Source organism: Lacrimispora struthionigena, assembly GCF_048627165.1.
In the GTDB taxonomy this organism is placed as follows: Bacteria; Bacillota; Clostridia; order Lachnospirales; family Lachnospiraceae; genus Lacrimispora.
The window spans coordinates 227,202-249,268 of record NZ_JBMBWP010000002.1; the positions used below are offsets into that span (position 1 = coordinate 227,202).

At 41.8% G+C, this 22,067-nt stretch carries 19 protein-coding genes and 1 other RNA gene; 2 read left to right on the plus strand and 18 right to left on the minus strand.

Translation table 11 applies throughout. The annotated features are described in order from the left end of the window. Positions 1 to 14: 14 nt before the first annotated feature. From ACOAOT_RS09960 to ACOAOT_RS10030, 15 genes are all read right to left on the minus strand, one after another. Positions 15 to 1,676 (minus strand): nucleoside kinase, encoded by a 1,662-nt coding sequence (locus tag ACOAOT_RS09960; protein ID WP_420216849.1) that lies wholly within the window; start codon positions 1,674 to 1,676, stop codon positions 15 to 17. A gap of 11 nt (positions 1,677 to 1,687) precedes the next feature. Further along, positions 1,688 to 2,509, minus strand: coding sequence for a Nif3-like dinuclear metal center hexameric protein (locus tag ACOAOT_RS09965; RefSeq protein ID WP_420216850.1), 822 nt, complete (start codon positions 2,507 to 2,509; stop codon positions 1,688 to 1,690). Continuing rightward, entirely contained in the window at positions 2,487 to 3,197 is a 711-nt protein-coding gene (locus ACOAOT_RS09970; RefSeq protein ID WP_420216851.1) for a tRNA (adenine(22)-N(1))-methyltransferase, read from the minus strand. The genes ACOAOT_RS09965 and ACOAOT_RS09970 overlap by 23 nt, the downstream gene beginning before the upstream one ends. A 20-nt stretch (positions 3,198 to 3,217) precedes the next feature. Continuing rightward, on the minus strand, positions 3,218 to 4,390 hold the full coding sequence (gene rpoD / locus ACOAOT_RS09975) for an RNA polymerase sigma factor RpoD (protein ID WP_349673552.1): 1,173 nt from the start codon (positions 4,388 to 4,390) through the stop codon (positions 3,218 to 3,220). Positions 4,391 to 4,462: 72 nt separating this feature from the next. Then, complete coding sequence (dnaG, locus tag ACOAOT_RS09980; RefSeq protein WP_420216852.1) at positions 4,463 to 6,235, minus strand: DNA primase; 1,773 nt, start codon at positions 6,233 to 6,235, stop codon at positions 4,463 to 4,465. Between the two features lie 49 nt (positions 6,236 to 6,284). Beyond that, on the minus strand, positions 6,285 to 7,295 hold the full coding sequence (locus tag ACOAOT_RS09985; protein WP_420216853.1) for a deoxyguanosinetriphosphate triphosphohydrolase: 1,011 nt from the start codon (positions 7,293 to 7,295) through the stop codon (positions 6,285 to 6,287). A gap of 86 nt (positions 7,296 to 7,381) precedes the next feature. Then, positions 7,382 to 8,212, minus strand: a complete 831-nt coding sequence (locus tag ACOAOT_RS09990) for an AraC family transcriptional regulator (RefSeq protein WP_420216854.1) — start codon at positions 8,210 to 8,212, stop codon at positions 7,382 to 7,384. A 72-nt stretch (positions 8,213 to 8,284) separates the two neighbouring features. Continuing rightward, positions 8,285 to 9,988 carry a S8 family peptidase gene (locus ACOAOT_RS09995; protein WP_420216855.1) on the minus strand — a complete coding sequence of 568 codons (1,704 nt, stop codon included), beginning with the start codon at positions 9,986 to 9,988 and terminating at the stop codon, positions 8,285 to 8,287. 46 nt (positions 9,989 to 10,034) lie between these two features. Then, a complete protein-coding gene (locus tag ACOAOT_RS10000) occupies positions 10,035 to 12,311 on the minus strand; it encodes a SpoIID/LytB domain-containing protein (protein ID WP_420216856.1) in 2,277 nt (758 codons plus the stop codon). 9 nt (positions 12,312 to 12,320) lie between these two features. Then, positions 12,321 to 13,553, minus strand: a complete 1,233-nt coding sequence (locus tag ACOAOT_RS10005; RefSeq protein ID WP_420216857.1) for an AI-2E family transporter — start codon at positions 13,551 to 13,553, stop codon at positions 12,321 to 12,323. A 98-nt stretch (positions 13,554 to 13,651) separates the two neighbouring features. Further along, positions 13,652 to 13,830: non-coding RNA, 6S RNA (gene ssrS, locus ACOAOT_RS10010), on the minus strand. An 84-nt stretch (positions 13,831 to 13,914) separates the two neighbouring features. Beyond that, positions 13,915 to 14,178: an HPr family phosphocarrier protein gene (locus tag ACOAOT_RS10015; protein ID WP_420216858.1), complete on the minus strand. Its 264-nt coding sequence runs from the start codon at positions 14,176 to 14,178 to the stop codon at positions 13,915 to 13,917. 30 nt (positions 14,179 to 14,208) lie between these two features. Beyond that, a complete protein-coding gene (locus ACOAOT_RS10020) occupies positions 14,209 to 15,003 on the minus strand; it encodes a GNAT family N-acetyltransferase (protein WP_420216859.1) in 795 nt (264 codons plus the stop codon). Positions 15,004 to 15,087: 84 nt separating this feature from the next. Further along, on the minus strand, positions 15,088 to 15,732 hold the full coding sequence (locus tag ACOAOT_RS10025) for an HAD family hydrolase (RefSeq protein ID WP_420216860.1): 645 nt from the start codon (positions 15,730 to 15,732) through the stop codon (positions 15,088 to 15,090). Positions 15,733 to 15,797: 65 nt separating this feature from the next. Next, entirely contained in the window at positions 15,798 to 17,489 is a 1,692-nt protein-coding gene (locus tag ACOAOT_RS10030) for a phosphoenolpyruvate carboxykinase (ATP) (protein WP_420216861.1), read from the minus strand. 152 nt (positions 17,490 to 17,641) lie between these two features. Here ACOAOT_RS10030 and ACOAOT_RS10035 point away from each other — a divergent pair, with 152 nt between their 5' ends. Beyond that, positions 17,642 to 18,607, plus strand: coding sequence for a pectinesterase family protein (locus ACOAOT_RS10035; RefSeq protein WP_420216862.1), 966 nt, complete (start codon positions 17,642 to 17,644; stop codon positions 18,605 to 18,607). Between the two features lie 45 nt (positions 18,608 to 18,652). Here the strand turns inward: ACOAOT_RS10035 and ACOAOT_RS10040 are convergent, their stop codons facing one another. The 3 genes from ACOAOT_RS10040 to ybaK all read right to left on the minus strand — a co-directional run bounded on the left by ACOAOT_RS10040 (position 18,653) and on the right by ybaK (position 20,892). Further along, complete coding sequence (locus ACOAOT_RS10040; RefSeq protein WP_104437587.1) at positions 18,653 to 19,117, minus strand: NanQ anomerase/TabA/YiaL family protein; 465 nt, start codon at positions 19,115 to 19,117, stop codon at positions 18,653 to 18,655. A gap of 103 nt (positions 19,118 to 19,220) precedes the next feature. Beyond that, positions 19,221 to 20,108 carry a cell wall hydrolase gene (locus ACOAOT_RS10045; RefSeq protein ID WP_420216863.1) on the minus strand — a complete coding sequence of 296 codons (888 nt, stop codon included), beginning with the start codon at positions 20,106 to 20,108 and terminating at the stop codon, positions 19,221 to 19,223. A 310-nt stretch (positions 20,109 to 20,418) separates the two neighbouring features. Continuing rightward, positions 20,419 to 20,892 (minus strand): Cys-tRNA(Pro) deacylase, encoded by a 474-nt coding sequence (ybaK, locus tag ACOAOT_RS10050; protein WP_420216864.1) that lies wholly within the window; start codon positions 20,890 to 20,892, stop codon positions 20,419 to 20,421. 216 nt (positions 20,893 to 21,108) lie between these two features. Between ybaK and ACOAOT_RS10055 the strand changes: the two genes are divergently transcribed. After that, on the plus strand, positions 21,109 to 22,008 hold the full coding sequence (locus ACOAOT_RS10055) for a LysR family transcriptional regulator (RefSeq protein ID WP_104437590.1): 900 nt from the start codon (positions 21,109 to 21,111) through the stop codon (positions 22,006 to 22,008). The last annotated feature ends 59 nt before the right edge of the window (positions 22,009 to 22,067 follow it).

Genomic DNA, 22,067 nt, shown 5'->3' on the forward strand with positions numbered 1-22,067 from the left:
TTTAGATATTTCACTTACACCTTAAAACAGCTTCCTCCAATAAATTCCCGTACAATGGAATTACGCGGAATATCTTCACTATTTACTCCCAGAAAATAATCCAGGAACTTTAAAAGCCGTTTCGCTTCCATGTATTCAGGGGATTCTCTTGGTATTCCAAACAGAAGCGGTTCTGCATACTGCTTTAAAACGGATAATTCATATACTGTTGCAGAATTAAACATCATATCTGCGGATTCCTGGAATGGGAAAATAAAGGCTTCCTCGCCCTCTCTCACAGTGGGCCACATGCGTATGGTATCCTGGGCTGATGCACCTCTTGTTCTGGCATCCCGCACCATGCGCCTGATCAGGCGGCAGTCAGTGGTTGGTATCCGGTTGTGCTCATCAATATTTAACTGGGTCAGAGCACTGACATAAACACGGAATTTACTTTCTTTTGGAAGTGAATAGGATAACTTATCATTCAGACAGTGAATCCCTTCGATTACCAGAATATCGTCTTTGCCCAGCTTTAAGTAATCTCCCCGATATTCCCGTTCCCCTGTTTTAAACTGGTATCTTGGCATCTCTACCGTTTCGCCAGCTAATAGAGCCGTCATATCCTTATTAAACTGATCGATGTCCAGACATTCCAGCACTTCATAATTATAGCTTCCGTCAGGATTTTTCGGACTGTTAACCCTGTTTACAAAATAATCATCCACTGCTATGGGGTGAGGAATCATCCCCTGGGCTTTTAACTGTATTGATAATCTGTGAGAAAATGTAGTTTTTCCAGAGGAAGACGGACCTGCTATCATAACAAATTTTTTGCTTCTGTCAGAACCAATCCGTGCTGCAATTTCAGCTATCTTTTTCTCCTGAAGCGCTTCCTGAATCAGGAGAAGCTCATTGATATCACCTGCAGCTATGACTTCATTTAATGCTCCGACATGGGAAACATTTAAACGTTCTCCCCATTTAACACTTTCCTTTAACACGGTGAAAAGCTTCTGTTTTTTTTCTGCCTCAAAAACAGGTACTTCCTGTGGATTTTCCTTTTGAGGGAGCATGAGCATAAATCCTTCATCATAAGGAATAATATCAAAATATTTAATATATCCTGTATTCTGTACCATATAGCCGTAAAAATAATCTTCAAATCCTCCGATGCTGTATAAATTCACGCGGGATACTCTGCGGTAGCGGAAAAGCCGTTCTTTGTCATACATACGGTGCTTATGAAACAATTCAATGGCATCATCTGTATTAACGCTTCGCTTCATAATGGGAATCTTCTGATCCACGTATTCCCTCATGCGTACCAGTACCCGGTTTAACAGTTCTTCCGTCAGTTCTATAGTTCCATGGGGCTGAATGTAATAGCCCTTTCCCAGGGAAAAATCAACTGTCACTTTTTCAATGTTCTCGGAGCCAGCAACATCATAAAATGCTTTCATCATGAGGAAAATTGCACTACGGTGATAAGTCTGAATTCCCGGCTGATCTTTTCCGGTATAAAATTGGAGTGTACAGTCAAACTGAACGGTCTTATGAAGCTCTCTTAATTTACCGTTGATCCCAACCAGCAAAATCTCATTTTCATACTGGGTTTGATATTCCTTTGCTATATCCTGATAAGTCGTTCCAATTGGATATTGTTTCTTGGTTCCATCTATTGTTACAATCGCCATTCTTTTCCTCCTTATAAAAATGTCTCAGGAAATCTTACATGTGCCTTGTCAATCTCCAGTTCTTCCCCTGCATTCGCCTTTAGAAAATCTTCCATAAATTTCAGAAACAGATATTCCAGTCCATAATGGCCTGCATCAATTACTGCCATATGATTTGCTGCTGCGTCAGTTCCGCTGTGATGACCGATATCACCGGTAATCAGTACTTCTACTCCTGCTTTTAACGCAGGTTTTATCATGCTGGAACCAGCGCCGGGGCTGATTCCCACAAAGGTTACCGGCTCTTTTATATCCTGTTCTCCATATATGGTAACGAATGGAAGTTGAAACCGCTCCTTTACCAGACCTGCCAGTTCTCTCACTGTCATGGGATGTTCTAAATAACCGGTCTTTCCAATCCCATATGGAAGTTCTTTGATCCCTTCCGGTGTTTCAAACGGAATAATTCCTTCTTGTTCCAATACCTGGGTTCTTTCTAATCCTAACATTCCCGCAGCTGCATCCGCCATACATCCGGGTGCTGAATCAAAGTTGGTATGCATGGCATAACAGCAGATATCATGCTTCATCAGCTTCATCAGTCTTTCACCGATAAAATCACTGTCAGTAATTCTGCTTACAGGCTTAAAAATCAGGGGATGATGGGTCAAAAGAAGATCGGCTCCAAACTGCACTGCCTCTTCTATTGCTCTCTCATCCCCGTCCAGCGCGATAAATACTTTTTTTATCTCTTTTTTACTCCGTCCCACAAGAAGTCCTACATTATCCCAGTCACAGGCACATTTAACAGGCGCCAGGTGTTCCAGTATTTCAATCAGTTTGCTGCATTGCATCTTGTGCCTCCTTATTCCACTTCAGTTCCAGTTCCAGCTCTTCGATTCTGCTCTCTGCGTTTTTTGTTCCGCTTGACTGAAGTCCTTTTAGAATTTCACCAATCTGTATCTGTTCTTTCTGTAAAAATTCCTTTAAAATCGGATTTTTCGAATCTAACAGCTCTTTTCCGTACCGGTATCCCAGTTCCGGATCTCTATCTTCCGATACCATAGAATCTCTGGTAACACCCATGACAGAATAATATTTTCCGTCCTCTTTTATCATAGTCTCTCTTCCAATAGAAAATTCATGTTCTGCGAGAAACTTACGAACTTTATAAAGCTCCGAATGAGGTGACAGGACCCAGTATGAGATACTGTCCCATAAATGCCGTCCCTCCTCCAATATATGTATGATCAGCTCTCCGCCCATGCCAGCAATGACAACGCAGTCAGCCTGATTTTTCTCTAACTTTAAAAGCCCGTCGCTTAAACGGACTTCAACCAGATCGGTTAGACCTGCCTCTTTTATGTGAGTCTGGGCCCTCAAAAGAGGCCCTTCTCTCACATCCATAGCAATTGCAGATTTTGCAATCCCTTCCTGTACTAAATGAATCGGGATATAACCATGATCGGTACCGATGTCAGCCACACGGCTGCCATCAGGTACAAAGGAAGCGATCATTCCCAAACGTTTTGATAATTTCATAGTAAACTCCGTCTTATTTCTTAATCATCCAGATAATCTTTCAGCTTTTTGCTTCTGCTGGGATGGCGCAGTTTTCGCAAAGCTTTCGCTTCTATCTGTCTGATCCGTTCTCTTGTAACATTAAACTCTTTTCCAACCTCTTCCAAGGTTCTGGGACGCCCGTCATTTAAACCAAACCGAAGTTTTAACACCTTTTGTTCCCGCTCTGTCAGGGTGTCAAGAACTTCCATCAGCTGTTCATGAAGCATGGTAAATGTTGCCGCATCTGCAGGAACCGCCACCTGATCGTCCTGGATAAAATCACCTAAATGACTGTCTTCTTCCTCGCCGATGGGTGTCTCTAAAGAAACCGGCTCCTGGGAAACTTTCATAATTTCCCGTACCCGTTCCACCTGCATATCTGCCCTTGCCGCAATCTCTTCCGGAACAGGTTCTCTCCCCAGTTCCTGTAAAAGCTGTCTGGATACACGTACCAGACGGTTAATGGTCTCCACCATATGAACAGGGATCCGGATTGTACGAGCCTGATCTGCTATGGCCCGGGTAATTGCCTGCCTGATCCACCAGGTTGCATAGGTGCTGAACTTATAGCCTTTCCGGTAATCAAACTTTTCTACCGCTTTAATCAGACCTAAGTTTCCTTCCTGTATCAGATCTAAAAACTGCATCCCCCGCCCCACATAGCGCTTAGCGATACTGACGACCAGCCGGAGGTTGGCTTCTGTTAATCTTTGCTTCGATTCTTCATCCCCAAGCTCAATCTTTTTTGCTAGTTCAATCTCATCTTCACTGGAAAGAAGGGGAACTTTACCGATCTCTTTTAAATACATGCGGACCGGATCTTCTACGCTGACACCTTCCGGAACAGATAAATCGATGCTTTCCATATCGATTTCTTCCTCTTCCTCGATGTCTTCTTCCAAAAACAGATCTTCGTCTAAATCCAGTTCTTCTCCGCCCATGGAAAGCACATCTACTTTGCTGCTCTCCAGGAAATCATAGATCTGATCCAGACGGTCTGAATCCAGACTCTCTCCAATAAAGAAATCAAGTACTTCCTGATTTTCCAGGACATTTCTCTTTTTTCTCGCCAATAAGAGAAGCTGGTTTAACTTCTCCTCAAACGCCGCTGTTGACTCTTCCTGCCTGCTGCCAAAAACCTGTTCCTCTTCTGTCTTTCCTGAACCCACCATCTTATCTGCTGTCTTCTTAACATTCTCGTCCATGTTTTTCCATCCTTCCACAGCCTGCCTATAGTGTACACCCTAATCCAGCGAAATATTCAAATCCCTCAGCGCAGCCTGTTCCTTTATAATTCTTTGCAGTTCTTCTATCCCTGCTGCATGACGGCTGGCATGATCCAGACTGTTTTTTTTCACTTTCATTATTGTTTCCGAAAACGCTTTTTTCTGTTCTTCATTATCAAGAGACTCTTTTAAGCTCGCATGGAAAAGACCTGCGACAGTCCGGTATTGATCATCATCATCGATGAAATGATTCAAAATCTCGGCCGGATTCAGTGTTCCGGCAGCGTGTCCGTCAAAAACCATCTGTGCCACCTTATGATACAGTTCTTCTATAAAATCATCAGGAGTAACGACCCCTTTAATCTTATCAAATAGTACAGGATTTTCAATCAGCCAGGTAAGCAGCAGTCTTTGAGACTGCATAACCCCATCTTCTTTTTCTTTTTTCCGCTGATTCTTCCCGTTTTCTTCCTCTTCTCCCCTTACCGAGGACCGGGCAGGTCCAAACGTTGCTCCCAGCCGGTTAACCAGACGTTTTAAATCCTGGTAATTAATGAAAAATTCTCTGGAAACAGCTTCTAAATAGTTCTCCCGCTCAAGCGCTTCCGGAAATTCCAGAAGCTTTCTTGCCGTTTGATTATAAAACTCTGTTTTCTGTTCCGGATCATCCATCTTGTAATTCTTTCTCAGAACTTCAATCTCAAAGAGAAAGCTGTTTTGTGCCTGTTCAATTCTCTGTTTAAATTCTTCCGCTCCCAGATTCTTTATAAATTCATCGGGGTCCTTATAAGGCTCCATATTAAGAACTCGAATGGAAACTCCCGCATCCCTTAAAATGGGAATCGCTCTCAGTGCCGCTTTCTGACCTGCTCCGTCACTGTCATAGGTAAGGATCACTTTGTCCGTATACCGCTTTAACAGCTGGGCATGCTGGGTGGTAAAGGCCGTTCCCAGGGAAGCCACCGCATTGGTAAAGCCTGCCTGATGCATGGCAATTACATCCATATACCCTTCGCAGATCAATATGTATTTTTCCCGTGACAATCTGGCATAGTTCAGTCCGTATAAGTTTCTGCTTTTATCAAACAGCTTTGTCTCCGGTGAATTTAAATATTTAGGCTCACCGGATCCCATAACTCTTCCGCCAAACCCGATGACCCGGTTATTCACATCCATGATGGGAAACATCACCCGGTTCCAGAACTTATCATGACTTCCCTTTTCCTCAATGGTCACAAGCCCTGACAGCTTTAATACAGAATCATCATACCCCTTGCCTCTTAAATAGCGGTATAAATCGTCACTGGTTTTATTGGAGTATCCCAGCCCAAAGCGGACTATGGTTTCATCACTTAACTGCCTGTCCTTTAAATATCGGTAACCGGCCTCGCCCTGGGGCTTCTTCAGCTGATAATAAAAATAGCTGGCTGCCAGCTTATTCATCTCTAACAGAGCGGCTCTTAAATCTTCCTGCTCCCTTGCCTCTTTGCTGTATTCTTCCACTGGCAGTTTTACTCCTGCCCGGTCTGCCAGCACCTTAAACGCTTCTGAGAAGGAATAATTCTCATACTCCATAACAAAGGTAATAACATTACCACCTGCACCGCAGCCAAAGCAGTAATACATCTGTTTGGCCGGTGACACGGAAAAGGAGGGAGACTTTTCATTATGAAACGGGCATAAGCCAAAATAATTGCTGCCCTTTTTTTGCAGTTTCACGTACCCTGATACGATATCCACAATGTCATTCCTTACGCGGACTTCTTCTATTATGTCTTCCGAATATCGCATAAAGCCATCATCCTCCTTTCACAAAGATTTATGATAAAATGCTTATTTGTCAAATTGCTTTCCATGCCTTTGGTACAAACAGTTCTTCAAACCGGTCAATGGCATAGCTGTCACTCATACCGGCAATATAATCACAGACAGCACGTTCCTTGTCTGCAGTACCTTTTTCCATTAAATAACGGTATTCCTGGGGAAGCTTATCCGGATGATCCATATAATACTCAAAAAGCATGGCGATCATCTTCTGTGCTTTTCCTTCTTCTGCTTTTGGAATCTCATTCTTATAAACATGCTGAAACATCCAGGTTCTAAGCCCCTGCATGGCTGCTTCCATATCCGAAGACATGATGATCTCATTCTTCTGATAGCTGTTATTGATAATATCATGAATGAGATTATTCAGTCTTTCCCTGACGCTGTGTCCTAAAATATCGGTATAGCAGCCGGGAAGATCCTCCTCCACAAACATCTTTGCCCGAATTGCATCATCGATGTCATGATTGATGTAGGCAATTTTGTCAGACAGCCGGACAATGGCGCCTTCTAACGTAGAGGGATGACCACTGGTCCGGTGATTTAAGATTCCATCTCTCACTTCCCATGTGAGGTTTAAACCCATTCCGTTCTTTTCCAGAATTTCAACTACCCGTACGCTCTGCCTGTAATGGGCGAACCCCTGGGAACAGATCTCGTTAAGAATTGCCTCTCCGGAATGGCCAAATGGAGTATGTCCCAGATCATGCCCCAACGCAATCGCCTCTGTTAAATCCTCATTCATGCGCAGGGACTTGGCAATGGTTCTTGCTATCTGGGAAACTTCCAGTGTATGGGTGAGTCTTGTCCGGTAATGGTCACCTTCCGGTGCCAGAAACACCTGAGTCTTGTGCTTCAGCCTTCGAAATGCTTTACAGTGAATGATTCTGTCACGGTCCCGCTGGTAAGCGGTGCGGATATCACAGGGTTCTTCTTCCCGTTCTCTGCCTTTGGTATTCTTGCTAAAAGCAGCATAAGGACTTAAATAAGCTTCCTCCCACTGTTCAGTGGATTCTCTGATATTCATTCGATCACATCCTTCGCAAAGTTATGGTACATTATATCATATTTTCAGTAATTTTAACACCCTATATTAAATTATTTGCACTGTGCTCATCTGGTGCTGCTGATGTGTTTCCTGTATTCACTGGGCAGACAGCCAAATCGTTTCTTAAATGCCTTGGCAAATGCCCTGCTGTCAGGAAATCCATGCCTCATGGCAATTTCCCCGATCTCATGATCCGTTCCCATGAGTTCACGCACTGCATATTTGACACGCAGGTCAATTAAAAAGGTACGATAATTAACCTGCGCATACTTTAAAAAAATTCTGGATAAATAGGTGGGGCTGAATCCAAAGCGCAATGCCACAGAGTCCAGTTTTAAATCCTGATCATAATTCTCCCTCATATACTGGGTTACATCAGAAAGTTTATCCAGCTGTTTTTTCTGCCGGATGATTTCTTTATCCATATTTTCTGTTTTAAACTCTGTTACCAGAAGATACAAAAGCTGATAGAACTGGCTTTTCACCTGAAAGCTGTAGCCATATTCCTGTTTGTCATAAGTAAAAAAAAGAGAGGTCACAAGATCCTTCAGCCTGCGGTTTGCCTCTTCTCCTTTTCTTTCAAAGTTCACATAGGAGTCCTCGCCCATGTAATCTTCAAAGGTCTCTCCCGGAATCTGCAGGACTATGGTAATATTGGGGTTGGGACATTCAATAGAATGCACCTCATTGGAATTGACCAGTACAAACTCATCTCTGGTAAGCTTAAGATGGGTATTGTTGATAAAAAAATCAATCTCGCCCTCCAGTACCAGAAAAATCTCTACCGAATGGTGCCAGTGCTTTGTCACTTTATAGTTCCCTTCCCTGCCCTCAAAAATGAACAGCCGGAAAGGAAGATCATTATTGGGAATTACCAGCTCATGCCTGATTTCCATTTTACACCTCCGTAAAGTACTGTATCCATTATAAAACATTTCTGTCTGTTTTCCAACGGATTTTCTTTTGTATCACACAGGGAGACTGTCACTGACACATAAAACACCATATCCCAGCTCGGGATTTGGATACTGGGTGATTCCGGGAAGCTTTCTTGCTCCGCGGATCAGATAAGCTTTTATTTTTTCCCCGAAGAGAAACGGATCTCTACCATCTACAATTCCCCACTCCATAAGAAGAGCGGAGCTGCCTGTGACAAAAGGCGTGGCAAACGAAGTTCCTGTAACCGAATCATAACCTCCTCCTGCATATGCTGCGATGATCCCTACTCCCGGCGCAGCCAGGTCAGGCTTTACCTGATTTGTTCTTCTGGTATAACCTCTTCCTGAAAAATCAGCATAGGATTGATAGGTATCATCATATGCTCCCACCGAAATAACTTTTGAAGCTGTAGAGGGAATCGTCAGTGTTGTCTCCGGCGTTGCCCGCAGAAAACGGGTGGACTGATTTAGCACACCGGAGGATGGAAGCCATAAATCGTATTTCCCCTCAACGATCTGTCTGGGTGTCAGCCGGAATTTCCAGATTCCACTGTCAACATACGTGTCCACAGGAAGAAAGTCTAAATAAATCTCCTGTGCCACACTGTATGGTCCCGGTTTTCCGTAGTACAGAAGGATTTGGGTATTTCCGTACCGAATGGTCTGGGGACCAAGCCGGCTGCTGATAGGGCCGATCACTTCTCCAGATGGAGTCACAATGCTGATATCAAATAAATCCGCATAGGATTTCCAGAGCTGGACGCTGAAGCTCTGTTGAAAATTCCCCACACTTAACTCTATCTCCTGGGGACTTGCCATGGTTAATGTTCCTGAAATATGTCCGGCACCAACCCCTTCGTTTCCTGTACCAACCACAATTACAGTTTTTCCATAATTAGAGATATCATCAAGAAATGTTTCCAAAAGACTGGTTCCGTCGTGAGATCCATAAGTATTGCCAAAGCTTAAATTAACGGCAACCGGCATCTGCATATCCACTGCTTCTTTTACTGCAAAATTCACTGCACGCATAAGTTCTGTAGTCCTTGGAAACCCGTTTTCCTGAGGCACTCCCAGCTTCACTACCAGCAGAGGGCTTTCATATGCAACCCCTCTGTACTGACCCCTATTTTCCCTGCCGTTTCCTGCTGCTATGGAGGCTACCGCAGTTCCATGACCGGTAATATCAACGGACGGAACCAGTTTATTGGCCTCTGCTCTGCTTCCTGTTGCCAGAGCCGCATCAATCTCCTCTTTTGTAAATACTCTGTTCAGGGTCTGATCCCACAGCTTTACAATCCGGGTGGTTCCATCCGGGTTACGAAAATCATCATGATAATAATCAATTCCGGAATCAATAATGGCTACAAGAACACCTTTCCCGGTCAGATTGTTCGTTCCCTGCTGGACCAGATTGACACAAGAGGCCGCTTTTGCCTGATTTATGGCAAAAAACAGCCTCTTTGGTTTTTCCACATATTCGATCTGGGGAAGATCACTTAACTGATCAATCAGGGACTCCGGTACATTCAAGATGGCATACTCATTTAACATTTGCTCCACCCTGATTCCTATCTCGGTAAGAAAACCAATATCTCCGGAATGCTTCACAATGACATCCCATGTTTTTTCCACCGGATTATATCCTACATTCAAATTACCTGACTTCTCCCGCTCCTCCGGAGTAGCACTGAGAGCGAGATTAAGCAGATTCTCCAATTTTTGATCCTGCATACAACATCCTGTGCTTTTTTTACATTGTACGCTGGAAGACTCTCTCTCATTCCTTTACACTGTCCGCCTCGCACACCTTAACACCATGATAAAAAAACTGCAGGATATCTTCAAAGGATTTCCCTTCCTTGGCCATAGTCTGGGCTCCGTTCTGGCTCAGCCCCACTCCATGACCAAATCCACCGCCATAGATATGAAACGTAGTGATGTTCTTTTCATCAACTCCCTGATTTTCTATGGCCAGATAAGCACTGGGAAGGGAGTCAAAATTTTTCATCTGGGTCCCGTCTTTTTTTGTAAGTGTCATATATTTATTACCGAGTTTGGCTCTGACCTGGCCCTCTCCGCTTATGGTCATAACGCCCTCTGAGCCCTCGACTCTTAACTTCTTTACGATACCCCCTACCCCTCTTTCAACCACTGTAATGTTTAAGATGGAGCCTACCTCAGTAATCTCTTCTTCCAGCTGCCGGTTGGTCACTGTCGTCTCCCACCGATACATAGGGAATGAGGAGTCATAGGCCGGATAATCCTTATTCTTTATAAATTGTTCAAAATCTGAATTGGTGGACAGATTTAACACTGCCCCTCCATCCTGAAGCAGACTCCCGTCCAGATATGGATACTGGGCTGGATCTCCGCCCCATACACTGCCATCAGTCGTATGACCGCAGGAAGTGGAGAAATAGAATGCTTCAATGGGAGTGTCTCCATAGAACAGCAGTTTCCCGTAAGTCTCCCGAACTGCATCTTCTGTCTTTTGCGCAGTAGGAAGATTATTGTACACTTGAAAACGTGTGCTGTCGTCTACGTGGGCACCATATTTGCTGTAGGTATTGCTTTGGATCTGGCGGTATGCGTAGGTTCTTGCGCATACCGCCTGGGCTTTCAGCGCTTCCTTTTCATAGCTGTCCGGCATCTCACTTGGAACAACTTTTGTTAAGTAATCCTCCAGATACAGTTCATTAATCAGAAGTAATCCATCCGAATCCTTTCTGATCTCAATGCTTCCGCCATAAGAAGGTGTCCCATAGGAACGGCTAATGGAATTCACCTCTATCGCCCCGCCTTTTTCCAGAGGAGCTGCCACTATTCTGCCGCTCTTTAACCTTTCATCGGATGGTTCAATGATCACTTCCGCCTTTGGAGGTACCTGGACAGTCTCTTTATCGTAAGTCAGTATAAGACCTGTTTCAGAAGAGAGTGTAACCGATGGGTGAAAGATGGACTGAAAATTCGTGTTCATCAAAAGCACCCGTATGGTTTTTGCATCAAATTCACGAACAAGTAAGGCTGCACAAAGCTTTCCATGAGCTACTACAAAATCCTGAATGTCATAACCAACTAATATATCGGTGACAGCCCGTTCTTCAAACTGGCCATACAGACGGTATACTTTAAAGTCCTTATCAAACTTCAGCTTTCCATAATTCTCAATTTCTATATAAGAATCAGTAATGGCAAGTACTTTTCCGGATATTCTCTTTTTCTTCAAAGTAACTTTTTCAAGATTCCCCCGTTTCAGACTGATATCTGCCAGATTATTAACCAGATCCTCTGTCTGCCCTAATGATGTATCAAGAGGAAAAGTTCTGATAACAGAACCAAAGTGTGCCTGGAATGTCTGATTATCTCCGGCAGTCAGCCAGACATTCTTATATGTAACAGAATCACTTACCACTTCTTTTAGTGCAATGATCTCACTTCCCTTTACGAGAATCTTTATTTCCCAGTCAATATATGAATCCAGACTGATTCCTTCAAACCCGAATGTACCTTCACTGGTATAGGCAGTCCATACGGAAGAAGGATTGATGTTAGAAGGCGTTCCATAAAGTAGTACATCCATTGTTTTTATCTGATTTTCTTTATCAAGTGATTTTTTTAAATCGTCAAACAAATTCCACCATTCATCAGCGGTTATATGTTTGTTCTTATTCTTTCTTCCTGCATGAATGTTGGTTCCAGAACCAGGAACCAGCGCTTCTGCCAGACTTTCTGCTTCCTGGTAAGTTAAAAACCCTTGTGCAGTTTCTTTGTCTGCAGGCATAAGCCCAGCATCAAGATAGCCATTGGCATATAGGAAATCCATATATTTCGCATACCAGAGGCTCTGATCCTGTTTGGAGAAATATTGCTGTTTTTGATTTTCCGGCATTTTTTCCAAGCTTTCTCTGTCTGTAAGAAGGAGAGCTGCTGACTTGCATGCCAACCCCCTTGAGATCCCCTCTGGTTCCGGCTCATTCATCAATATAATGATAATGAGAACGATAACCAAGAGAGGAATTCCGACGACAAATCCGATCAATGACTTTTTATTCATGCGCTCCTCTTATTTCATATATGTTTTTTTCTCTTCTTCAATCCGATCCAGATTCAGATAATCTTCTGTTTTTAAAGACAGATTTTTCTTTGAAAGTGACCCGTTCACCAGTCTGGTAATCACACTGTAGATCACGGCAAACGTGGGCACGGCAATAATCATTCCCACAAATCCAAACAATCCGCCAAACAGAAGAATGGAAAACAGCACCCAGAAACTGGGCAGTCCGGTGGATTGTCCAAGAATTTTAGGTCCGAGTATATTACCATCAAACTGCTGCAAAAGCAAAATAAAAATCAGGAAATAGAGACACTTTACCGGGCTGACTAAGAGTATTAAAAATGCACTTGGAATTGCACCAATGAATGGACCAAAAAATGGTATTACATTGGTAACTCCCACAATCACGCTGACTAATAGTACATAGGGCATCTTCATTGCATTCAGCAGCACAAAGCACATAATTCCTATAATTAATGAATCTAATAGCTTACCAGTAATAAATCCGCCAAATACACGGTGTACAAAACGAATTTCTTCAATTGCCTGATTGGCCGTTTTTAAAGAAAATATGCTATAAATGATTTTTTTCCCCTGAGCAGAAAGCGTCTCTTTGATATTAAGAATATATACCATAACAATTACGCCGATTAATATATTCTTAAAAACCAGAACAACACTTAACAGACCGCTGGATAAGCTGCCGATTAAGGAAGACATATTGGGGACCAAATCAGTGGTCATCCAGTTCTGAAGCCGGCTGGCAACCTGATCATAGATAGGGATTATGGCTTTTTCAAAAGCAGGATTATCCTGAAACATCTTTTGAAGTCCAAGTGCAATATTGTTGATGTTATCTCCGAAATTATTCTGTATCCCCATAATGCTTGTATATATTTCGGGTATAATCATTGAGAAAAGTCCTATGACAATCACAAACAAAAAAATCAGGCTGACCAGAGTCGCCAGAGCTCTTGAAATGGAGCGAACCGTTTTCTTGTTATGAAACACCAAATTCACCATACGGGCTGCCATATCTCTTGATTTGTTATAAACCGGCAATAAAAGATATGCCAGAACTGCGCCATAAATGACAGGCATTAAGATTTCTACAATCAAACCTATCGTACCTTTTACCGATTCAAACCGGGAAATAAAAAAAGCAAACGCAATGCTTAATGCAATTACTGCAAGAGCGGTTACTCCCCAGCAAACGTAACTGCGGTATTTAAAATCCTTCATGTTCATCTCCTATATGGTGGAATTAATATATGTCTTATCATACTTTACCATATTTTTCCATAAAGTTAAAGCAGCGATTTCTCGCTGCTTTTTTCTTTTGTAACCCCAAAATGCCGGTTCTTACTTATTGACGCCTAGCTAAGCTAGGTGGGCAACCTCACTCAGGCATCTGCCTTCCACTACTACGGAGGCCTGACATCCGCCTAAAAATATTGGAATCCCTTATGTCATAATGTAGGTTCAAAAAAGGTAAGATTATCGCACATCTCAGGAATTACAGTCTCTATTTTCTATGGCTTCAGTATACAACAATTCCAGAGAATTATCAAGTTCCTTTTCCTGTCAGTTTTTAATTTACTGATCAGAAAACAATATTCTTACCGCCAAGAAGTCTTCCGTGTTCCACATATAAATCCAGCCGGTTTAAAAGGGAATCACAGGATTCTTCCTGTATAATCAGTTCAACCGCTTCAGCAGTTACCAGGGAAAGAACAGATAAAAGTGATTTCGCATTTACGATGCAGTCTCCATTCATCAATTCCATCTTTTCTTTACATTTACCGGCTATGGTCACAAATTCCAATATGGAGTCCATCCCCCAAAAACCGATCTTAACCTTTTTCATCTGCTGTAATCCTCCTGATTTTTCTTGCGTCTAATACAGTCCATTCTCCAGATTTCCAAGTCTGTATACCTGATATTCTTTTTCAAAAATATAACCAAGCTTTTCCGCCAGTCCGGCGGCAGGAATGTTGTCCGCATCCCAGGTTGGAAAAATCTCCTGTTTTAAACAGGATAAGATTAATCCTGCACTGCATGCCAGAGCAAGACCACGGCGCTTATATTCCTTGTGTGTCGCAACTTTTACCACAATCTTCTCTTCACTGATCGGATAGGCCGAACAACCGGAAACCAGTTTTTCACCGTCCAGTGCTGCAAATCCAAAACCGCGATGGATAAAATCCTTCTGGGTTTCAAAATCAGAACAGATTTCTCTGCTCCACTCCGAACACATGGCTTTCTCAAAAAGGCCCTCATTCATTTTTGTAATTTGAATTCCTTCAGGAATGGAGTTCAAATAATTATTCAGAGTCTCCTTAGAGAAAAGATCTTCATCTGTTCTCATGGCATAACGGGACATAATCCGGCAACTGCCCCCAAACGTCTCTTCCAGCCATTCAGACCAGCGTTCGTCGGAAGGGGTGATAAAACCCTTACTGCAGTTTTTAATTAAAAGTTCCCTGAGCTCAAGAGCCTGCTCTCCCTTAGGGCAAATTCCGGCCAGATATACAAAATTACCCGAATGAATCAAACAAAAGGACGGATTATCCCGCTCCGGGACCCAGACTTTTCCGATACGCCCTTTTGCAACAGCAGAGGGAATCACCTCTTTGCTCATGCTGCAAAGTTCTCTGACAATCTGTCTCTCATCTCTTTCTAATTCAATCACAATAATTCTCCTTCCGCTGGTGCTTCGTCTTCCAAATACCGATATCAAAAGGACTGTTTCCTGTTAAAGCCCTAGTATAGCACACTAGAAAAGATTCTGCAAATCAAAAATTGATTCTACCAGAAAATCTGCTCCTGCCTCAGTAAGTTCTTCCCTGCTCCCATATCCATACAATGCCCCCACAGATTCCATTTCAAACTCTTTTGCACCCATAATGTCATGTTTTCGGTCGCCGATCATCACTGTTTTTGATATATCACAAATTTGGCAGGTATCAAGCACATAACGGATTACGTCCGCTTTTTTCACACGGATTTCTTCAAAATCCGCTCCTCCCATAAATTCAAAATAAGAATCCAGTTTAAAATGTTCCAATATCTTTCTTACAAAAACTTCCGGTTTTGATGAAGCAACATAAAGTTTTTTCCCTGATTTCACAAGTGCTTCTAAAGACTCTCTGGTTCCCTCATATACTTTGTTCTCAAAGATTCCCTGTGAGGAGAAGTATTCCCGGAAGATCTCCACTGCCTTTTGGGCATCCGATTCTGTAAAGCCATAGTACTCCTTAAAGCTGTCTTTTAAAGGTGGTCCGATAAAACAGCATAAATCATCGAGATTTTCAACTTCGATTCCAAAAGCATGGAGAGCATGGCGGGCCGATTTTGTAATTCCCTCTTTGGGATCGGTCAGCGTTCCATCTAAATCAAACAGCAAATAATCTTTATTCATAACATCTCCTCCACTTACTTAAAAAACAGAGACGAAAAAGTTCTCCTTTTTCGTCTCTGTGACAATTACTTCAATTGATCAACAACCTTCTGGATTGCCTCTAATGCATCATCAGGAAGCTTATCGTATCCTTCTTTTGCAACTGACATATTGGCAACAAATTTCACACGATCCTGCATACGAGCCTTTAACTGCTCTGCATAAGCCGGGTCATTCAGATCCGGAACGAATCCTTCCCACTCAAAGATATCAATATCTGTAAATGGTCCCCACTGTTTGAATTCTGCCTTTTTATCAACAATTGCTTCCAGAATTCCAAGTGTATCCTTAGGCTGAACCTTCTTGCCCATAAAATCACCAGTATTAATAATATAGCAGTCTACGTTCTTTTCTTCAACCAGTTTTTTAAATTTTTCATAATCATTAACAAGAGGATAGGTTCTGAATGGGTTCGCATAAGGAACAACTACCAGTGCGTTAGGATCTGCTCCCGGAGCAAGTCTCTCTGCAGAGGATCTCTTGGTAGCAAGAGTTGCGCCCATAACAGATGCCAGTGATGATCCTTTTAATTTAACTACTGGTGGGATTGTAGGATCCTTCATAATCCAGAAAATTGCATTAACAGGAGAATCAATTTTATCCACACGGTTTGGTGACCATAATTTAGACTTAATTGCACGTCCATTACCGTTTCTGATATCTTCTGTTACCAGCTGGATCTTTCCGTCTTCATCCAAAGTACAGGAGCAGTTCTGTGCAGTCAGTAAGTACTTGTTGTCCTCACATCCGGTAGGATAATCCTGTGTCTTATCAAAATATGTAGGTTCAATCGCAACAGATGCGCAGGTATCGGTGTTAATGATAAATGCATCGTCATGAAGTACGGTTACGCCGTATTTGCCACCGTGTTTTGCATGTGTAATGGTGGATTTACCGGATCCTGATAATCCAAATACAGATGCAACATACTTGGAACCATCAGAAAGGGTATACTCCTTTTGTCCGCCGTGGCAGGAAGCATAGCCGTTACGGTTGGCAAGAGCCCATACCATGGTAAGCGTACCTTTCTTATGCTCTCCAAAATATCTCATGCCGAGAATTGCAGCGCAGTTTTGCTCTGTATTAAAATAACATAGACATTTAGGATCGCTTAAACAGGACAGATCGACTCCAGGACGGTCTGAACCATTCCACTGAGGATCAGAGAAGATATAGATATCAGGCTCTTTGCCATCTCCTACCGGTTTAGAAGCCTTATACATTTTGACATACTGATCAGACATATACTGGAAATTCAGCATCCAGTTATATAAGATATTCTCCTCGCCTTCTGGAATGAGAAGATGGGCCTTCACCATATACTCAGGATCAAGACCAGCGAAAACCTCTGCATGATACATGGTTTTCCACCGAGTCTCATATACAGCATCCATAACAACTTTGTCAAGAGCAGCACAGTTTACTCCAGGTTCCCCTGCAATTCTTCTGGCTGTTGCATACCGGCCGGTAATTGCACCATCATTAAACAAAAGTACCTTTGCATCCTTATCCAGACCGAATTCTTCTCCTCTATAAACCGGCATATCTGTGACAATCGTTCCTGGTGAGTTTTTTGCCAATTCATATGCCTCACGAAGCGTATTAACTTTAATAACGTTATTCCCATAGAATGGTGCCTCGATAATTGAACGTGTCGTTGCAAAGCCAGGCTTTCCTTTTCCAATTTCATTAATTGGGTAATAAGCTTTTGTTGACATATAAAAATCCTCCTTATAAAATTCAAATTTGCTCTCATTATCTCATTTTGTTAAGAAAAAGTCAATATTTTCTATTGCATTTTCCACAAAAATTGTTTATATTTAATGTGCATTATGCATCATGTATACAACAACTAGAAAGAAGGTCAAATATGATACACATTTCCAAAGATGGCACCGGAGATTTTGAAAGCATACAAAAAGCGCTTGACTCATTGCCCCAAAACGGTACAGCTGAATATACTCTTTTCATTCACAAAGGAGTTTACGAGGAGCAGATCACTGTCACCACCCCTCACGTAACCTTTCTTGGGGAAGATAAAGACCATACCATCCTAACCTATGGCTTATATGCCCATATGCCTATGGAAGACGGTATGAAACGGGGAACGTTTCGAACCTATTCCTGTTTAATCGATACTTATGATTTTACAGCAAAAAATATTACGTTTGAAAACAGTGCCGGAAAAGGAGTTGATGTGGGACAGGCTCTTGCTGTTTATGCAGATGGCGATCGTCTCACCTTTGATAACTGCCGTTTCCTTGGCAATCAGGACACCATTTTTACAGGTCCGCTGCCACCAAAGGAAATTGAGCCAAACGGATTTATCGGACCTAAGCAGCATGCACCCAGAATCAATGGAAGACATTATTATAAGGACTGCTATCTGGAGGGTGATATTGATTTTGTTTTTGGAAGCGCTACTGCCTACTTTGAGAACTGCACGTTCTTTTCCAAGTATACTGGAAAAGAAATCAGCAGCTATGTAACTGCCGCATCAACTCCAGAAGGTCAGGAATACGGTTATGTAATGGAAAACTGCCGTTTTGAAGGAAACTGTCCTCCTGATAATGCTTACCTGGGACGCCCGTGGAGAGAATATGCAAAGACGGTTTTAATCAATTGCTACATTGGCGACCACATCTGCCGGGAAGGCTGGCATGACTGGAACAAAGAGGGCGCTCATAAAAATGCCTTCTATGCCGAATATGGAAGCTACGGTCCTAAAGGTAACTTAGAGCACAGACCCGACTGGATTTACAGACTGAAGGATACTGATCTTGCCAAATATACAAAGGATGCCGTACTATCCGGATCTGACGGCTGGAAGTTTTAAAAAAACGGGATTCTGTTCCTTTGAGAAGAACAGAATCCCGTTTTTTTAGTTTTCTTTGATTTTAACAATTACTTTCTTAATTGGAGCTGGTTCTCCGGCTGCAGCCTTTGGTTTATGGCCATCCCAGGGATTAAAAATCATATATTCTCCAGACTTTACTACCGCTTTTAAGCCTGGGTTTTCATTGTCGTAAAATACAACATCTTTTTCATCGTTATATGGTACTTTTTCATTCAGTTCATCAATTCTTGCGTAGGTCATAATCTCAGAACCGGAAATCACATACTGAATATCTGTATAATTATGGTGAGCTTCATATTTCGCTTCTTCCCATGGAATTGTTGTATATTCTACTACATTGGCAAAAACGTTCTTGCCGTCAATCTCATATTTACCTGGCTCCAGTTTCTCCAGATCAGTATTCTTAAGAAAATCTACTGCCTTGGCATATCTGTCTTCCACACCAAGGTTTCTGTAAAAATCAAGGTTTTTTGCTGTGTCAAAAATCATTTGAATACTCTCCTTTTATGTATCAGTATAGTTATAACAAAAGATGGAAAATCCTGTTATTAAACTATAGTATACACCAAAAACAGAATATTTAACAATGTTTTTATTTAAAAAATTCATGGTTTCCGTGCTGGAATAAATAAGTCAAATGGGAATCAAACCAGCTGATCGCGCCGCTCCTTGAACCCCTTCGATTCATAAAATACAAAGCTCCGTTTGAATAGTCCTCACCGTCCAGTGCCCTTTTCACGCAATCAATGGTATTGCTGGTAACCTTTACGGAATTAATGCTTCCATTGGATACCGGGGAAAACTGGGAAGGTGAATAAACAACTCCTTTCACTGTACTTGGAAATTTACCGCTTTTTACACGATTTAAAATCACATTTGCTACAAGAATCTTTCCTTCATCATCACAAACTCCGGCTTCTGCCTGCACAATTTTTAACAAGACATTATAGTCTTCATCTGACAGAGACGTAGCACGTGCTGCTTTTTCCTCTTCTGCCTTTTTGGCAGCTGCTTCTTCCGCTTCTTTCGCCTTCTGGGCTTCTTCTGCGGCTATCTGCGCCTGCTTTTTTGCTTCCTCCTCCAGTGCAATCTGTTCGTTCATGCGCTGGATTCTGGTAAAGGATTCTTTTTCCAGTTCCTGCTTTTGTATGACTTCTTTTTCCAACAGATTTCCAGCAAGTTGCTGTGCCTGCATCTTGGGATCGGTAAGGTTAATTTGTACTTTTGCTTGTGAAGCTGTTTCCTCTTCTTCAACGTTCTCATCATCGGTAGCGTCTTCTAAAGCCCGTGTTTCTGCAAATGCCGTTAATGCATTTTTTCCGCTGCTTCCAAAACCTGTGGAAGTAAAAGCAATTACTGTAATTACTGCGGCACCTGCCATAAAAACTGCTGAGGAACGATACATTCGCTTCGTGACCCTTACGGACATTCCTCTGAAGAACTGACTAATCTGCTGAAGGATAGAGCGTAGTGTAAGCATAAATACTCCTCTTTCTCTAATCTCATTTGCGTGGGCTTCGGACTGTCCCGTACCCGTTTCTTTGTGTCGTCCGTAATTATAGAAGAATCCCGTTAAAAAAGTCAATGGTCATTTAACATTTTTGTGATAATTTAACTTCTTAATTTTTTTCCATTTTTATTTTTTTGTTAGTTATACACTATTTTTACTTGTACTTATGGGGTTTTTTTGTATTAAACATGTGTTAACTTTTTACAATAGTATTACATTTCTGTTAATTATTCACCCCCGCACTATCGGCCCGTCTTACCGTCAAAATGTTTTATGTAAACTAATTCAGGGTAAGTGAGGCGAAATTACCTCTAATAAAGTCAGCAAGTTTCTGTGGAGCAATGACAATTTGCTGACCTCTGATCCCGGCGCTTACTACAATATCAGAATAATTTCCCGCAGATGCATCAATCCATGTAGGAAACTGCTTTTTCATTCCCACAGGTGAACACCCGCCTCTGATATAACCGGTGACAGACTGTAAATCTTTTACAGAAATCATTTCAACTTTTTTATCGCCTGTAAGCTTTGCTGTCTTTTTTAAATCAAGCTCAGCGTCTACAGGGATACAACAGACAAAATAGCCAGTTTTATCTCCTTTTAATACAAGAGTTTTAAATACACTACCATGATCCACGCCCAGCATGTCGGCTGCATGGCTTCCCGATAAATCCTGTTCATCAACGGTATATTCTCTTGTATCATAGGCAATCCCTGCTTTATCAAGCATTCTCATTACATTTGTTTTTATCATATCAGATCACTCCTGTCCTTTTGTTTTATGAATTACATCATAATAAGAAAAACTCTGTTTGTCCAGCAAAAGCTTATGCAGGACTTCCTTCCATGCCAGGTCATTTACCCCCTTGATTTTCCTGCTTTACATTCCGATATTTTTCCTGATATAATATCAATATATAGTATTGTCTATTATTATAATGAATGGTTATAAAATGAAAGGATTTTTAATATGGATCAGAATCTTTCCCAATATAAAATTTTTTATGAAGTAGCAAAAGCTGGTAATATATCCAAAGCTGCGAAAGAACTTTTCATCAGTCAGCCTGCAATCAGCAAGTCCATTAGTAAGCTGGAGGACAATTTAGGTGTGGCATTATTTACCCGGAATTCCAGAGGTGTCCAGCTTACAGAAGAAGGTAAACTTTTGTTTCATCACACAAAAACAGCATTTGAAGCCATAAACAGAGGAGAGCTGGAACTTAAGAGAGTGAAAGATTTTAATATCGGGCACTTAAGAATCGGTGTGAGCAATACTCTGTGTAAATACATTCTTCTTCCTTATTTAAAGGGATTTATTGAAAAGTATCCTCATATTAAAATTACCATAGAAAGTCAGTCCACCACCCATACAGTTGCCATGCTGGAACAACAGCAGATAGACTTGGGATTGATCGCTGAGCCCTCCAACCGCCGCCCTCTTCTATTTAATCCAGTTATGGAAATTCAGGACATCTTTGTATCAACCAGTGCCTATCTGGAAAATCTTTATCTAAGAGAGGGAAAAAATGCAGATTTATTTCAAACCGGTAACATCCTTTTATTGGACAAAAATAATATGACCAGGAAGTATATTGACGAATATCTAAATGAAAACCAGATTATTCCCAATCAACTTTTGGAAATTACTACCATGGATCTACTGATTGAATTCGCCAAAATCGGTCTGGGGATTGGCTGTGTGATTAAAGAATTTGTCCAGGATGAGCTGGATAAAAAAGAACTGATTGAAGTTCCCATGATAGCTGGTATAAAGAAACGAACGGTTGGATTTGCCTATAACCCGGGATCTGTATCCACTGCAATGGAAATTTTCTTTGAAGCAATGCAGAAAGCAGGAATCAGAGGCTAATACGCATAAAAAGGCTGATAGAAAAGAGAAATCGTGTTAACCACATGCTCTTTTCTATC

Coding starts and splice junctions, on each gene's coding strand:
- ACOAOT_RS09960 (WP_420216849.1), bottom strand. CDS start 1,676: ATGGCGATTGTAACAATAGATGGAACCAAGAAACAATATCCAATTGGA.
- ACOAOT_RS09965 (WP_420216850.1), bottom strand. CDS start 2,509: ATGCAATGCAGCAAACTGATTGAAATACTGGAACACCTGGCGCCTGTT.
- ACOAOT_RS09970 (WP_420216851.1), bottom strand. CDS start 3,197: ATGAAATTATCAAAACGTTTGGGAATGATCGCTTCCTTTGTACCTGAT.
- rpoD (WP_349673552.1), bottom strand. CDS start 4,390: ATGGTGGGTTCAGGAAAGACAGAAGAGGAACAGGTTTTTGGCAGCAGG.
- dnaG (WP_420216852.1), bottom strand. CDS start 6,235: ATGCGATATTCGGAAGACATAATAGAAGAAGTCCGCGTAAGGAATGAC.
- ACOAOT_RS09985 (WP_420216853.1), bottom strand. CDS start 7,295: ATGAATATCAGAGAATCCACTGAACAGTGGGAGGAAGCTTATTTAAGT.
- ACOAOT_RS09990 (WP_420216854.1), bottom strand. CDS start 8,212: ATGGAAATCAGGCATGAGCTGGTAATTCCCAATAATGATCTTCCTTTC.
- ACOAOT_RS09995 (WP_420216855.1), bottom strand. CDS start 9,988: ATGCAGGATCAAAAATTGGAGAATCTGCTTAATCTCGCTCTCAGTGCT.
- ACOAOT_RS10000 (WP_420216856.1), bottom strand. CDS start 12,311: ATGAATAAAAAGTCATTGATCGGATTTGTCGTCGGAATTCCTCTCTTG.
- ACOAOT_RS10005 (WP_420216857.1), bottom strand. CDS start 13,553: ATGAAGGATTTTAAATACCGCAGTTACGTTTGCTGGGGAGTAACCGCT.
- ACOAOT_RS10015 (WP_420216858.1), bottom strand. CDS start 14,178: ATGAAAAAGGTTAAGATCGGTTTTTGGGGGATGGACTCCATATTGGAA.
- ACOAOT_RS10025 (WP_420216860.1), bottom strand. CDS start 15,732: ATGAATAAAGATTATTTGCTGTTTGATTTAGATGGAACGCTGACCGAT.
- ACOAOT_RS10030 (WP_420216861.1), bottom strand. CDS start 17,489: ATGTCAACAAAAGCTTATTACCCAATTAATGAAATTGGAAAAGGAAAG.
- ACOAOT_RS10035 (WP_420216862.1), top strand. CDS start 17,642: ATGATACACATTTCCAAAGATGGCACCGGAGATTTTGAAAGCATACAA.
- ACOAOT_RS10040 (WP_104437587.1), bottom strand. CDS start 19,117: ATGATTTTTGACACAGCAAAAAACCTTGATTTTTACAGAAACCTTGGT.
- ACOAOT_RS10045 (WP_420216863.1), bottom strand. CDS start 20,108: ATGCTTACACTACGCTCTATCCTTCAGCAGATTAGTCAGTTCTTCAGA.
- ybaK (WP_420216864.1), bottom strand. CDS start 20,892: ATGATAAAAACAAATGTAATGAGAATGCTTGATAAAGCAGGGATTGCC.
- ACOAOT_RS10055 (WP_104437590.1), top strand. CDS start 21,109: ATGGATCAGAATCTTTCCCAATATAAAATTTTTTATGAAGTAGCAAAA.